General features: G+C 69.0%; 12 protein-coding genes and 1 pseudogene. 4 read left to right on the plus strand and 9 right to left on the minus strand.

The genetic code is table 11. From position 1 onward, the window contains the following. Nucleotides 1-101: 101 nt before the first annotated feature. The 4 genes and pseudogenes from infB to rimP all read right to left on the minus strand — a co-directional run bounded on the left by infB (nucleotide 102) and on the right by rimP (nucleotide 5,157). Complete coding sequence (gene infB, locus BLU62_RS08990) at nucleotides 102-3,011, minus strand: translation initiation factor IF-2 (protein WP_074849191.1); 2,910 nt, start codon at nucleotides 3,009-3,011, stop codon at nucleotides 102-104. A 131-nt stretch (nucleotides 3,012-3,142) separates the two neighbouring features. Next, a complete protein-coding gene (locus BLU62_RS08995) occupies nucleotides 3,143-3,448 on the minus strand; it encodes a YlxR family protein (RefSeq protein WP_244278101.1) in 306 nt (101 codons plus the stop codon). 52 nt (nucleotides 3,449-3,500) lie between these two features. Next, a pseudogene (gene nusA / locus BLU62_RS09000) lies at nucleotides 3,501-4,510 on the minus strand (transcription termination factor NusA). 50 nt (nucleotides 4,511-4,560) lie between these two features. After that, entirely contained in the window at nucleotides 4,561-5,157 is a 597-nt protein-coding gene (gene rimP / locus BLU62_RS09005; RefSeq protein WP_074849193.1) for a ribosome maturation factor RimP, read from the minus strand. Between the two features lie 116 nt (nucleotides 5,158-5,273). Here rimP and BLU62_RS09010 point away from each other — a divergent pair, with 116 nt between their 5' ends. After that, nucleotides 5,274-5,777: a hypothetical protein gene (locus tag BLU62_RS09010; protein WP_074849194.1), complete on the plus strand. Its 504-nt coding sequence runs from the start codon at nucleotides 5,274-5,276 to the stop codon at nucleotides 5,775-5,777. After that, complete coding sequence (locus tag BLU62_RS09015; protein WP_074849195.1) at nucleotides 5,774-6,244, plus strand: ferritin-like domain-containing protein; 471 nt, start codon at nucleotides 5,774-5,776, stop codon at nucleotides 6,242-6,244. Before BLU62_RS09010 ends, BLU62_RS09015 begins: the two co-directional genes overlap by 4 nt. Nucleotides 6,245-6,265: 21 nt before the next feature. Here the strand turns inward: BLU62_RS09015 and BLU62_RS09020 are convergent, their stop codons facing one another. Continuing rightward, nucleotides 6,266-7,996 carry a proline--tRNA ligase gene (locus BLU62_RS09020; protein ID WP_074852782.1) on the minus strand — a complete coding sequence of 577 codons (1,731 nt, stop codon included), beginning with the start codon at nucleotides 7,994-7,996 and terminating at the stop codon, nucleotides 6,266-6,268. Between BLU62_RS09020 and yaaA the strand changes: the two genes are divergently transcribed. Continuing rightward, nucleotides 7,995-8,777 carry a peroxide stress protein YaaA gene (yaaA, locus tag BLU62_RS09025; RefSeq protein WP_208863617.1) on the plus strand — a complete coding sequence of 261 codons (783 nt, stop codon included), beginning with the start codon at nucleotides 7,995-7,997 and terminating at the stop codon, nucleotides 8,775-8,777. The genes BLU62_RS09020 and yaaA overlap by 2 nt on opposite strands. Here yaaA and BLU62_RS09030 read toward each other — a convergent pair. From BLU62_RS09030 to BLU62_RS09045, 4 genes are all read right to left on the minus strand, one after another. Next, nucleotides 8,774-10,276 (minus strand): DHA2 family efflux MFS transporter permease subunit, encoded by a 1,503-nt coding sequence (locus BLU62_RS09030; RefSeq protein ID WP_244278102.1) that lies wholly within the window; start codon nucleotides 10,274-10,276, stop codon nucleotides 8,774-8,776. The genes yaaA and BLU62_RS09030 overlap by 4 nt on opposite strands. A gap of 85 nt (nucleotides 10,277-10,361) precedes the next feature. Continuing rightward, entirely contained in the window at nucleotides 10,362-11,561 is a 1,200-nt protein-coding gene (cobA, locus tag BLU62_RS09035) for a uroporphyrinogen-III C-methyltransferase (protein ID WP_074849198.1), read from the minus strand. 54 nt (nucleotides 11,562-11,615) lie between these two features. After that, complete coding sequence (locus BLU62_RS09040; protein WP_074849199.1) at nucleotides 11,616-11,891, minus strand: hypothetical protein; 276 nt, start codon at nucleotides 11,889-11,891, stop codon at nucleotides 11,616-11,618. Between the two features lie 14 nt (nucleotides 11,892-11,905). Further along, entirely contained in the window at nucleotides 11,906-12,901 is a 996-nt protein-coding gene (locus BLU62_RS09045; protein ID WP_074852783.1) for an acyl-ACP desaturase, read from the minus strand. A 208-nt stretch (nucleotides 12,902-13,109) separates the two neighbouring features. On the opposite strand from BLU62_RS09045, the gene BLU62_RS09050 reads away from it, so the two are divergent. After that, complete coding sequence (locus BLU62_RS09050; RefSeq protein WP_074849200.1) at nucleotides 13,110-13,775, plus strand: response regulator; 666 nt, start codon at nucleotides 13,110-13,112, stop codon at nucleotides 13,773-13,775. Nucleotides 13,776-14,192: the final 417 nt, after the last annotated feature.

Consider the following 14,192-nt stretch of genomic DNA (forward strand, 5'->3'; position numbering starts at 1 on the left):
CGGGAGTCCTTCCGTAGCGGTGCCGTGCGCGCCGCCCCATGTCGGGACGGCGCGCACGGCAGCGGGTCGAGAGTGTCGTACGAGCTCAGACGTTCACGCGATCAGTCGCGCGGCTTCTCCTGCAGCTCGTACGTCTCGATCACGTCGCCGACCTTGATGTCGGAGTACGTCAGCGTGAGACCACATTCGTAGCCTTCGCGAACCTCGGTGGCATCGTCCTTCTCGCGCTTGAGCGACGACACGGTGAGGTTCTCGGCGACCACGACGTTGTCGCGCAGCAGGCGGGCCTTGGCGTTGCGACGCATGATGCCCGACTGCACGAGACAACCGGCGATGTTGCCGACCTTCGACGACTTGAAGATGGCGCGGATCTCGGCGCGGCCGAGCTCCACCTCTTCGTAGATCGGCTTGAGCATGCCCTTGAGCGCGCTCTCGATCTCGTCGATGGCCTGGTAGATCACCGAGTAGTACCGGATGTCGACGCCCTCGCGGTTGGCCAGCTCGGTGGCCTTGCCCTCCGCGCGGACGTTGAAGCCGATGATGATCGCGTCCGAGGCCGCCGCCAGGTTGACGTTGGTCTCGGTGACGCCACCGACACCGCGGTCGATGATCCGCAGCGACACCTCGTCGCCCATCTCGATGCCCAGCAGGGCCTCTTCGAGGGCTTCGACCGTACCGCTGTTGTCACCCTTGAGGATGAGGTTGAGCTGGCTGGTCTCCTTGAGAGCCGAATCCAGGTCTTCCAGGCTGATCCGCTTGCGGCTGCGCGCGGCCAGCGCATTGCGCTTGCGCGCGTTGCGGCGGTCGGCGATCTGCCGGGCGATGCGGTCCTCCTCGACCACGAGCAGGTTGTCGCCTGCACCGGGGACAGAGGTGAAACCGATGACCTGGACCGGACGCGAAGGCAGTGCCTCGGCCACGTCCTCGCCGTGCTCGTCGACCATGCGACGGACACGACCATAGGCGTCACCGGCGACGATCGAGTCGCCGACGCGGAGCGTTCCGCGCTGGACCAGCACGGTCGCCACCGGGCCGCGGCCACGGTCGAGGTGCGCCTCGATGGCGACACCCTGGGCGTCCATGTCCGGGTTGGCACGCAGGTCGAGCGATGCGTCCGCGGTGAGCAGCACGGCCTCGAGCAGTGCGTCGATGTTCTCGCCCTGCTTGGCCGAGATGTCGACGAACATGGCGTCGCCGCCGTACTCCTCGGGGATCAGGCCGTACTCGGTCAGCTGTCCGCGGATCTTCTGCGGATCGGCGCCTTCCTTGTCGATCTTGTTCACCGCGACCACGATCGGCACGTCTGCTGCCTGCGCGTGGTTGACCGCCTCCACCGTCTGCGGCATGACGCCGTCGTCGGCCGCGACCACGAGGATCGCGATGTCGGTGGCCTTCGCACCACGTGCACGCATGGCGGTGAACGCCTCGTGACCCGGGGTGTCGATGAAGGTGATCAGGCGATCCTCACCGTTGAGGTGGGTGTTCACCTGGTAGGCACCGATGTGCTGCGTGATGCCGCCGGCCTCGCCCTCGCGGACGTTCGCCTTACGGATCGTGTCGAGCAGTCGGGTCTTACCGTGATCGACGTGGCCCATGACGGTGACCACCGGCGGACGCTGCGCGAGATCTTCCTCGCCGCCCTCGTCCTCGCCGTAGGTGAGGTCGAAGCTGTCGAGCAGCTCGCGGTCCTCGTCCTCCGGGCTGACGACCTGGACGCGGTAGTTCATCTCCGAGCCGAGCAGCTCGAGCGTCTCGTCGTTGACCGACTCGGTCGCCGTCACCATCTCGCCGAGGTTGAACAGCGCCTGGACCAGCGATGCCGGGTTGGCGTCGATCTTGTCGGCGAAGTCCGACAGCGAGGCACCACGGGCGAGACGGATGACCTCGCCGTTGCCGCGCGGAAGCCTGACGCCACCGACGGCCGGAGCCTGCATGTTCTCGTATTCGGCGCGTTTTGCGCGCTTCGACTTGCGGCCCCTGCGAGGAGCGCCACCGGGACGTCCGAACGCACCCGCGGCTCCACCGCGACCACGTCCTCCGCCGCCACCGCCGCCGGGACGGCCGCGGAAGCCACCACCTGCGGGTGCGCCGGGTGCACCGCCGCCGCCACCGGGGCCGCCGCGGTAACCGCCGCCGCCTCCGCCGCGACCACCGCCGGCGCCGGCTCCGCCACGACCACCCGGACGGGCGTCAGGACGAGCCGCGCGCGAGGGCATCGCACCGGGGCTGGGACGAGGGGGCATGTTGCCCGGGTTGGGACGGGGACCGCCCTGACCGGGAGCCGGACGGCCGCCGCCGGGACGCGGACCACCCTGTCCGGCGGCACCGGGACGGCCGCCGCCGGGACGCGGACCGCCCTGACCGGGGCCGCCGGGGCGAGCCGCCGGACGCGGCGCGGGAGCCGGAGCCGAGGAGTACGGGTTGTTACCGACGCGCGGTGCACGCGGGCCGGGCTTCGGACCGCCCGGACGCGGACCCGGTGCCTTGGTCGGCTGCGTGGGTGCTGCCGATGCGGCCGGAGCCGCAGGTGCCGGTGCCGCGGGCTTGGGAGCACCGGGCGCGGGAGCCGGGCTCGGTCGCTCGGCCGCCGGCGCTGCAGGTACAGGCGTCTCGACCGGGGCGGGACCCGGCTTCGGGCCGCCGGGCTTGGGTGCACCGGTCCGGGGCGCACTTGTCTGGGGTGCACTTGTCTGAGGTGCACCGGTCTGGGGTCCCGGGGCGGGACGTTCGGCCGCGGGCGCCGCCGGGGCGGCTCCGGGCTTCGGCGCTGCGGACGGCTTGGGTCCGGGCTTGGCCGACTGGCGAGGACTGGGTGCCGACGACGAACCGCCGTCCTTGGCTCCCCCGTCCTGGCCGGGGAATGACTCACGCAGTCGACGGGCCACCGGGGCCTCTACCGTCGACGACGCCGATTTGACGAACTCGCCCTGCTCCTTGAGACGCTCGAGCACCTGTTTGCTCGTCACGCCAAGTTCTTTGGCCAGTTCGTGCACGCGGGCTTTGCCTGCCACTGCTCTCCTTTGCTGGAGGCCAAGCGGCTAACCCGCTACGGCCTCGATTTATGTCCGGTACATGCTCATCGTGGGGACTTCACGGTGTGCTCATGTTTTCTGCAACCTGTTCCGGCTCCGAGGAGCCATCTTTAGTGGGTGATCACGCCGAGCTGTTCGGCGAGATCGTCCGGGTCCACGGTCAGACCGGGAGTCCGGAGTGCCGCGGCGAAGGCCCTGCGTCGCGTCGCGGCGGAGATGCACTCCGCCCTCGCATGCAACCAAGCGCCACGTCCCGGCATGGTCTTCGCGGGGTCGATCACGATCGTGGTGATGTCGTCACGCTGTCGAGCGACGACACGAACCAACTCGGTGATCTCTGCCCGCTGCCGGCAACCGACACACATCCGGACTGGCTTGTGGTTGGTCGACGTGCTGGGGGCGGATCGCTGAACCATCGATCAGTCTAGCCCGACCGGCCCGGTGGCGAACAATCGGTTGTCACTCGCGTCACTCGGCGGCCTCCTCGACCGCGGGTGCGGCGTCGGAACGGATGTCGATCCGCCACCCGGTGAGACGAGCGGCCAATCGGGCATTCTGCCCTTCCTTGCCGATGGCGAGGGAGAGCTGATAGTCGGGGACGACGACCCGTGCAGCCTTCGCGGCCTCGTCGACCACGGTGACCGATACAACCTTCGCCGGGGACAGCGCATTCCCGACGAACACCGCGGGATCGGAGTCGAAGTCGATGATGTCGATCTTCTCGCCGGCCAGTTCACTCATGACGTTGCGCACACGCTGACCCATCGGTCCGATGCAGGCGCCCTTGGCGTTGAGGCCCGAGACGCCGGTGTGCACGGCGATCTTGGAACGGTGACCGGCCTCGCGGGCGACGGCGACGATCTCGACGGAACCGTCCTCGATCTCGGGTACCTCGAGCGAGAACAGCTTGCGGACCAGGTTCGGGTGGGTGCGCGAGAGCGTGATCTGCGGTCCGCGGGCTCCGCGACTGACGCCGACGACGTAGCACTTGATGCGGTCGCCGTGGGTGTAGACCTCGCCCGGCACCTGTTCGGCGGGCGGGATGACGCCCTCGGTGCTGTTGGCGTCGCTGCCGATCTGCACCACGACCATGCCGCGGGCGTTGGCGCGGGAGTCCTGCTGCACGACGCCGCCGACGATCTCGCCCTCGTGTGCCACGAGGTCACCGAAGTTCTTCTCGTTCTCGGCGTCGCGCAGGCGCTGCAGGATGACCTGGCGCGCGGTGGTCGCCGCGATTCGGCCGAAGCCCTCGGGGTGTCGTCCCACTCGTGGACGACGTCGCCGTTCTGGTCGAGTTCCTGCGCCATGACGCGGACGGCACCCGACTTGCGGTTGACGTCGACGCGCGCGTGCGGCGCGAATCCGTCGGTGTGGCGGTAGGCGGTCAGTAGGGCCGTCTCGATCGCGGTGATGACCATGTCGATCGAGATGCCCTTGTCGGCCTCGATCATGCGCAGTGCGCCGATGTCGATGTTCATGTCTGTCTCCTATTCACTTGTCGCCGCTGTTCATTTGTCGCTGTTGTTCTTCAATCGCTGTTGAGTTGTGTCCGGTCGCGTGCCCGGCGCCGGTCGATCTCGTCGGCGTCGAGGCCGCAGAGTTCGAGTTCGGTCGCGCTCGGCTGCGAGAAGTCGACCTGCACGACCGCGTTCGTCACGGCGTCCAGGTGGATGGACTCGACGGCGATCCGCCCTCGGTGGTTCATCACGATCTCGACGTGCCCGCCCGTGTCCTCGTCGGTGTCGTCTCCCGGGACGAGCTTGCCGATGCGGCCGGTGACGGACCGCGCCTCGGCGTCCGCTCCCCCGGCGACGTCGACTGCGACGCGGCGTCCGGCGTTGCGACGCCAGTGCCGCGGGAGTGTCAGTGGACGGTCGACCCCGGGCGAGGTCACCTCGAGGGTGTAGGGGTCGTCGGCGAGTTCGGGAGCGGCGTCGAGGACCTCGGAGATCCGGTTGGACAACTCGGCGAGGACGTCGAGGTCGCTACCGCCGTCGCGGTCGACGACGATGGTCAGTTCGTCCTGGCCGTCGCGTCGGTTCACCGTGACGTCTTCGAGGTCGAAACCTTGCTCTACGACAAGCTTTTCGACGAGTTCACTCACCTGCGGCGGGCTGATCGGCATGCCACTCCCCTCGTCTTCAGTTGTCGGGCCGTGCAAGGTCTCGCACGTCGTTGCTTCGACACATCCTAGTGGATCGCCGGGCATGCCCCGACCACCTCTGCCGGACGACTGGCATCATGTCTCGCGTGACCACATTGGATCGGCGCACCGTGCTGCGCGGCGGACTCGTTGTCGGGGTCGCGGTGGCCGGGGTGGGGGCCGTCAGCGTGTCGGGCTGCAGCACCGGCCCCTCCGAGGAAACCATCACCGCCGAGCGCCTGACCCCACTCGTTCGATCCGCACTCGCCGACGAGAAGAGCGCCCGGGCCCTCGTGACCGCCGAGGCGGGTTACGCGGCCGCGCTCACCGTGGTGGCCGATCAGCGTGCCGAGCATGCGCGGGCGTTGCGCGAGGAGATCATCCGCCTCGACCAGGACGTCGCGACGACCCTCGATGAACCCGCGCCGTCGACGTCGCCCGCTCCCGCCACACCCCCGACCCTGGTCGGCTTCCGCACCGACCTCGAGCGGTCGTCGGGTGAGGCCCGTGACGTGGCGATCTCCCTTTCCGGCTATCCGGCCGGGTTGGTCGGTTCGGTCGCGGCCGCCGTGACCTCGATGCGAGAGGTGCAACTGGCATGACCAGCCCCGTCCCGACGCCGTCCACGGCCGCCGACAGCGACGATCCGCTCGCCGTCGCGGCCGATGCGGAGAACGCCGCGATCTTCACCTACGGGGTGATCACCGCCTTCGTCGCGGCTGCGCGCCGTCGCATGGTCGGCGACTACGCGGCGGAGCACCGTGCCCGCCGTGACGAGATCGACCGGGCGATAACCGCCGCCGGCGGCACCCCGCCGCTCGCTGCTGCCGGGTACACACTCCCGGTGCAGGTCACCGACCCGGAGACCGCCGCGCGGGCCGCGCTGGCGGCCGAGGTGGACTGCACGACGGCCTATCGTGCACTGCTCGAGCGGGCCGACGACGAACCCGGTCGCCGGATCGGCGTCGACGGCCTGTCGGAATGCGCGGTCCGTGCCGCCGGCTGGCGCGCGATACTGCAGGAAACCCCGGTCACGGTGGCGTTCCCGGGGTCTCCCGTCTCGGGTTGATCAAAAAGCAGGGGCTGGTCCTCAGGCGCGGGCGGCCGCGACGATCGCGTCCACCGCGCCGTCGACCGCGACCTCGGTGGCCTCACCGGTGAAGCGGTCCCGGATCTCGATGGTGCCGTTGGCGTACCCGCGTCCGACCACGACGACGGTCGGCATGCCGAGGAGCTCGGCATCCTTGAACTTCACGCCGGGCGACGCCTTGCGGTCGTCGAGGAGGACCTCGAGTCCGGCGGCGTCGAGGTCGGCGGCGAGCTGCTCGGCTCCGGCGATCGCGGCCGCGTCCTTGTTGGCGATGACGAGGTGAACGGCGAACGGCGCCACGGCCTTCGGCCAGCGCAGGCCCTTGTCGTCGTGTGACTGCTCGGCGATCACCGCGACCAGGCGTGACACACCGACACCGTAGGAGCCCTGGGTGAGCCGGACCGGCTTGCCGTTCTCGCCGAGGACGTCGACCTCGAAGGCGTCGGTGTACTTCTGGCCGAGCTGGAAGATGTGCCCGATCTCGATACCCTTGGCGCTCACCAGGACTCCGGCGCCATCCGGCGACGGGTCGCCGTCCCGGACCTCGGCGGCCTCGACGGTGCCGTCGGGGGTGAAGTCACGTCCGGCGACGAGACCGACGTAGTGACGTCCGGGCTCGTCGGCGCCGGTGATCCACGACGTCCCGTCCACCACACGGGGGTCGACGAGGTAGCGGATTCCATTGGCGGCCAAGGCCTTCGGTCCGATGTATCCCTTCACGAGGAACGGGTTGGCGGCGAAGTCGGCTTCGGTGAGCAACTCGACCTCGGCCGGCGCCACCGATGCCTCGAGACGCTTCAGGTCGACCTCGCGGTCACCGGGGACGCCGACGCCGACGATCTCCGGATCCTGGCCCAGCGCATGCAGTTTCACGAGCACGTTCTTGAGGGTGTCGGCACCGGTGAACTCGCCGTCGAGGGTCTCGTTCGCCCACGCCACGAGGGTGTCGATGGTCGCGGTGTCCGGGGTGTCGTGGGCGACCGCCTCGGGCAGGCCGTCGATCGGCTTCGGGTCGGGCGCGTGCGTGACGACCGCCTCGACGTTGGCCGCGTAGCCCGACTCGAGGCAGCGCACGAAGGTGTCCTCGCCGACCTCGGATTCGGCCAGGAACTCCTCGGAGGCGCTGCCGCCCATCGCGCCGGAGGTGGCGGAGACGATGACGTACTTGATCTGGAGGCGTTCGAAGATCTTCTGGTACGCCTCGCGATGCGCGTTGTACGCCTTCTTGAGGCCGTCGTCGTCGAGGTCGAAGGAGTAGGCGTCCTTCATCACGAACTCGCGTCCGCGGAGGATGCCCGCGCGGGGACGCTCCTCGTCGCGGTACTTGGTCTGGATCTGGTACAGGATGACCGGCATGTCCTTGTAGGACGAGTACTCGCCCTTGACCAGCGTCGCGAAGAGTTCCTCGTGGGTGGGCCCGAGGAGCATGTCGGCGCCCTTGCGGTCCTTGAGGCGGAACAGGGCGTCACCGTACTCGGTCCAGCGGTTGGTGGCCTCGTACGGTTCGCGCGGCAGCAGCGCGGGGAGCAGGATCTCCTGACCGCCGATGGCGTTCATCTCCTCGCGCACCACCGTCTCGATGGCCTTGAGCACGCGCAGACCCAGCGGGAGCCAGGAGTAGACGCCGGGCGCGACGCGGCGGACATAGCCCGCTCTCACCAGCAGCTTGTGGCTGGGAACCTCGGCATCGGCCGGGTCATCGCGCAGGGTCCGCAGGAACAGGGTCGACATGCGTGTGATCACGACAAACCAGCTTAGTTATGGTGTTCCGGTGCTCGTCATCCTCCCTCCCTCCGAGACCAAATCCGACGGTGGGCGCGGGGCTCCCCTCGATCTGGACACCCTGTCGTTTCCCGAGTTGAACCCGGTCCGCAAGCGCATCGGTGAGGCCATCGTCGACCTGGCCGGTGACCTCGACGCGAGCCGCACGGCGCTCGGTCTGGGTGCGACGCAGCTCTCCGAGGTCGATCGCAACGCCGACCTCTGGCTCTCCCCCACCCGCCCGGCCATCGAGCGCTACACCGGCGTCCTCTACGACGCCCTCGACCACGCCTCGCTGACCAAGGCCGGCAAGACGAAGGCCGCCGACCGGCTGGCGATCGGTTCCGCCTTGTTCGGAGTGGTCCGGGCCGCCGACGCGATCCCCGCCTACCGGCTGTCGGGTGGTTCCAAGCTCCCCGGGATGCCGACCCTCGCGTCGATCTGGAAGCCCGAACTGTCGCCCGCACTCGACGCGGTCGACGACTTCGTCGTCGATCTGCGCTCCGGGGTGTACCAGCAACTGGGCCCCGTGAGCGGCGCGGTGACCGCAACGGTCATGACCGAACAGCCGGACGGGTCGCGCAAGGTCGTGAGCCACTTCAACAAGCACTACAAGGGGCTGATGGCCCGTGAACTGGTGCGCACGCGACGCAATGTCCGTGACGTCAACGGCCTGGCCGCCGTCCTTTCCGACGCGGGAAAACGCGTCGAGATCGCCGCACCCGACCAGATCGTCGTGCTGACGGACTAGGGGTCCACCCCCGCGTCGGCCGCTTCCTGCGCGGCCTGTCCCTCGGCGACCTGCTCCGGGGTGAACCGCATGAACAGGACCACGATCGCGGCGATGACCGCGATCCCGGCGCACGCGGCGAAGGCGAGGCCGTAGCCCTCCGCCTGGGCCGCCAGCTGGGCGGGGTTCATGGTCTCGACCGGTTCGGTGGTGCCGCCCTTCGACAGCGCCCGCGAGGTGACCATCGCGCCGACGACGACGAGGCCGACCGCACCGCCGAGGTTCTGGGCGACCTGCGCGAGGGCGGTCAGCGGACCGATCTCGTGCGCGCCGACGCCGGCGACGACGGACAGGGTCAGCGGGATCACCGCGAGTCCCACCCCGAAACCGATGACCACCACCGGGATGAAGATGCCCGGGAAGTAGTCGGGCGCGTCGGTGGCGATCGACGAGGCGTAGAAGCAGCCGGCGAGGATGACCGCGCCGCCGACGAGGACAAGCCAGCGGGGCTGGACCATCAGGGCGAGTTTCGACGCGATCGCCGCGGCGATCCCGAGACCGAAGGCGAACGGGACGACCGCCAGGCCGCTCTGGATCGGCGAGTACTTCAGGATGCCCTGCAGATACAGCGAGATGAAGACCGCCATGCACATCATGATCATGCTGGCGAACAGGATCGCCAGGAGCGCCGCGACGCGTGAGGTGTTGTCGAACAGCGAGAACGGCAGGATCGGGTTGCGGGCGCGCCGCTCGACCACGACGAAGGCGATGAGCGCGAGTGCGCCGAGCACGAACGACACCACGACGACGGGTGACCCCCACCCGTTGGGGCCCTCGTTGACACCGAGCACCAGCAGCGTGCACCCGAGCGTGCCGAGCACCGCGCCGGGGACGTCGAGCGGCAGCCGCTCCCCCTGCGACTCGCGGAGCGCGACGATGGCACCGATCACGACGACCAGACCGATGGGCACGTTGATGAGGAACACGAGCCGCCACGACACCTCGGTCAGGACGCCACCCACGATCAGCCCGGCCACCGATCCGACGCCCGTCATGGCCGCGTAGATGGCAAAGGCCTGACTGCGCGGTTTGCCCGGCGCGAAAGTGGTCGCGACCAGCGCCATCGCGGTCGGTGCGGCCACCGCCGCCGACGCACCCTGCAACGCGCGGCCGATGATCAGGCTCGCCTCGTTCCAGGCCAGACCGCACAGCAGCGAGGTCAGGGTGAAGGCCACGACGCCGACGATGAACATCCGTTTGCGGCCGAAGGTGTCACCGAGACGACCGCCGAGCAGCATCAGCCCGCCGAAGGCGAGTACGTAACTGCTGATGACCCAGTTGGCGCTGGATTCGGAGAGCGACAGGGCCTCCCGGATCCGCGGGAGGGCCAGCGCCGCGACGGTGCCGTCGAGCACCATGAGCAGCTGCATTCCGGACAGCACCAGGATCGGCAATCCGAAGACCGGACGGAACTGGGAGGTGCCCACGGTTCCAGCGTGCACGGATCCGGGATTCGACATAAGGCACGACGGTACCGGCCCACCGCTCCGATGTGCCAATCCCTGTTGATTCGCCGATCGCTGTTGATTCGGTGGTGCCGCTCGCTCAGGCGCCTTCGGTGAAAGCGGCCACCTGCCCGATGACGATGATGGCCGGCGGACGGAGTCCCTCGGCGGACGCGACCTCGGCGGCATGTGCCAGGTCGGTGCGCAGCAGACGCTGGGTCGGCAGTGAACCGTTCTCGATCATCGCGACCGGCGTGTCGGCGGGGCGACCCGCCTCGAGCAGTGCGTCGGCGAAGACGTCGACACGTTCGACAGCCATCATCAGCACCAGCGTGCCGCGCAGTTTGCCCATCGCCGACCAGTCGATCAGGGAGTCGGGGTGTCCGGGCGGGACGTGACCGGAGGCGATGACCACCTCGTGGGTGACGCCGCGGTGGGTCACCGGGATGCCGGCCGACGCGGGTGCGGAGATCGAGCTGCTGATACCGGGTACCACGGTCACCGGCACTCCGGCGGCCACACACGCCTGCAACTCCTCGAACCCGCGGCCGTAGACATAGGGGTCGCCGCCCTTGAGCCGGACGACGAACTTGCCCTCCTTGGCCTTGGCGACGAGGACGTCGTTGATGGCCTCCTGCTTCATCGCGCGGCCGTAGGGCACCTTGGCGGCGTCGATGATCTCGACCTGCGGGCCCAGCTCGGCGAGCAACTCCGGCGGTGCCAGGCGGTCGGCGACGACGACGTCGGCCTCGGCGAGGAGCCGCTGGCCGCGCACGGTGATGAGGTCGGGGTCGCCGGGGCCGCCGCCGACCAGCGCGACGCCCGGGGCGTGGGGTTCGGCGTCGTCGACCGACAGCGAACCGTCGGCCAGGGCGCGGCTGATCGCGGCGCGCAGGGCGGCCGACAGTTTGTGGTCACCGCCGGCGAGCACACCGAAGTGCACGTCGCGGTGCCGGCCGGACGCCGGGGTGACGGCGGTTCCGTACCGGGCGTCGTCGGCGCGGACGCAGAAGGTGTGGCGGCGTTCGGCCTCGGCGACCACCGCGGCGTTGACCTCGGGGACGTCGGTGCACGCCATGGCGTACCAGGCGCCCTCGAGGTCACCGTCGGCATACGCGCGACGGGTCACGGTGATGCCCTGGAACGATTCGACGGCCGGAGTGGGGTCGACGGCGATGACATGCACATCGGCCCCGGCGGCGACGAGGTTGGGAAGACGCCGCTGCGTGACGGATCCGCCGCCGACGACGACGACCCTGCGGCCCGCGAGATCGAGGCCGGCGAGGTAGTGACCAGACATGGGAGGTGACACTACCGGGCGTCGACATGCTCTCCGCCGCCCGTGCGGTGTGATCTAGAGCGGCAGCTCTCCGGTCCGCCGGATGTGGGCCCAGATGTCGGCGGCCGGGACGCCGAGCCGGTGCGCGGCCGACTGCAGCAGCGCGCCGAGCAGCTCGGAACTGCAGTACGCCGCGTCGAGCGCGTCGTCGGCGTTGGTGCGGATCTCGTTCCACCACGCCGGGTTACGGTCCGCGGCCGCCTCGGCCATCGAGATGGCGGTCGCGAAACCCGTGTCGCAGCCACAGGATTCGGTGCCCAGAGATTCGGGGTCGATCACTTCAGACGTCATCGGTTGCGCAAGCGTCATGCCCGACCCCGTGCCCGTTCGCGCTGCAGCGCGCGCTCACGCGAGGCCTCGAACTTCTCGACCTTGACGTTCATCTGCTCGAGGAAGTCGGCGAGCAGCTCGCGGTAGTGCTCGCCGAGCGGGCCGAAGTCCTCGCGTTCGAAGATGCGCCACTTGCGCAGCACCGGCATGACCACCTCGGACATGTGCTGGGGCAGGTCGTAGATGCCACCCTTCGCGATCAGCACCGCGTTGCGCCGGAAGTTCGGCATGGTGGCGCCGGGCATCTGGAAGTTCGACACGATCGCGTAGATCGCGGCCATCGCCTGGTCCGGCACCAGGTCGAGAGCCCCGGCGACGATGTTGCGGTAGAAGAGCATGTGCAGGTTCTCGTCGGCCGCCACGCGCTGCAGCATGCGATCGGCGATCGGGTCACCGCACGCCTTGCCGGTGTTGCGGTGCGAGACGCGGGTGGCGAGTTCCTGGAAGCTGACATAGGCGACCGCGTAGAGCATGTCGAAGCTGTGGTCCCGCTGGCCGTCGTCCTCGGGCAGCGGATTGAAGCCCGCTGTCATGTGGGCCATCCGGACCTCTTCGAGCTCCACCGGGTCGACGCCGCGGGTCACCACGAGGTAGTCCCGCATGACCACCGAATGCCGGTTCTCCTCGGCCGTCCACCGGCCGACCCACCATCCCCACGCGTCGTCGAGGCTGAAGTTGTCGGCGATGACCCGGTGATACGACGGCAGGTTGTCCTCGGTCAGCAGGTTGGTGATCATCGCCGCCTTGGCGGTCTCGGACAGCTGCGACTGCGCCGGGTCCCAGTCGACGCCGCCCAGCATCGCGAAGTTGCGCCCCTCGTCCCACGGCACGTAGTCGTGGGGATGCCAGTCCTTCGTCATCCGCATGTGCCGCTCCACCTCGGTCTCGCAGACCGGCAGCAGTTCGCGGAGGAGGTCCGATCCGGTCATCCCGGTGTCGCTCAGTTCGGGGGGTCCGATGAGGGTGGTCACGTGCGCTCCTGGTCCGAAGGTCGGGTTGGACAGGCGGATCGAGAATCCGTCGACCACCACTCTGCTCGCCGGGGCGGGTGTTGCTCGTGGGGAGAAAGTCCCGCATCCATGGGGGCGGACGTCGCGAATCGAGCCGGAACACTGTCGCCGCCGACACAGCGGGCCGTTGTGAGTTCTCGCAGCTGAGAAGGTCCGGTACGTTCAGACCATGGCTGACGATTCGACCCCCGCCCCGGTCCGCGCCTACCTCGTCGACGACCACGAACTCGTCCGACGCGGACTCCGCGACCTCCTCGGCACCGCAGGCGACATCGAGGTCGTCGGCGAAGCCGCATCCGTCGGTGAGGCGCTCGTCGGCATCCTCGCGACCAAGCCCGACGTGGCGGTGCTCGACGTCCGGCTGCCCGACGGCAACGGAGTCGAACTCTGCCGCGACGTCCGCGCCGCCGAACCGGACGTGAAGTGCCTGATGCTGACCAGCTATGCCGACGACGACGCCCTGCTCGCCGCGGTCCTCGCCGGCGCGTCGGGCTTCGTGCTCAAGCAGATCCTCGGCCACAACCTGGTCGCCGCGGTCCGCACCGTGGGTCAGGGCGGTTCCCTGCTCGACGATCGGTCGACGGCCGCCCTGCTCGCGAAGCTGCGCAGCGGCAAAGAGTCCGAGAAGGACCCGCTCGCCGAGCTCACCCATCAGGAACGCGAGGTGTTCAACCTCATCGGCGAAGGGCTGACCAACCGGCAGATCGCCGAGCGGATGTTCCTGGCGGAGAAGACGATCAAGAACTACGTGTCCCGCATCCTCGGCAAGCTGGACATGCAGCGCCGCACGCAGGTCGCGGTGATGGCGACCAAGCTGCGCGACACCAAGGACTAGCTGTAGTGACCTGACACGTTGTTGTCAGGCGGCGAGTAATGAACCTGCGCCGCAGTCCCCGGGCCGTGTAGACACATCCACTCCGTCAGGAGGTCCTCCCCATCTCGAGCGGGCACGCCGTCAACAACCTCTCGGGTCATGACAACTAGCCACCGCCAGCGGACCCCTGCGGCCCGGGCGCGTACCCCAGCGAGGAGGGGCCGCGCTGCTCGACATCAACCAGCCGAGCCTGCGCAACTGAATCGAGAAAGACGCGCCGATCGTCACTACTCACTGCCCTGGGAAGGCAACGGTCGGCCAGCGGGGCCCGACCACAAAGCCGTCGGCGGACCCGCACTGTGGAATCATCCGTGCGCCCACGATATGGAATGGCAAGGAACTTCAGCGACTCCCTAGTAATCCCGTCTCCACAGGAGG

It is taken from the genome of Gordonia westfalica (assembly GCF_900105725.1).
GTDB lineage: Bacteria > Actinomycetota > Actinomycetes > Mycobacteriales > Mycobacteriaceae > Gordonia > Gordonia westfalica.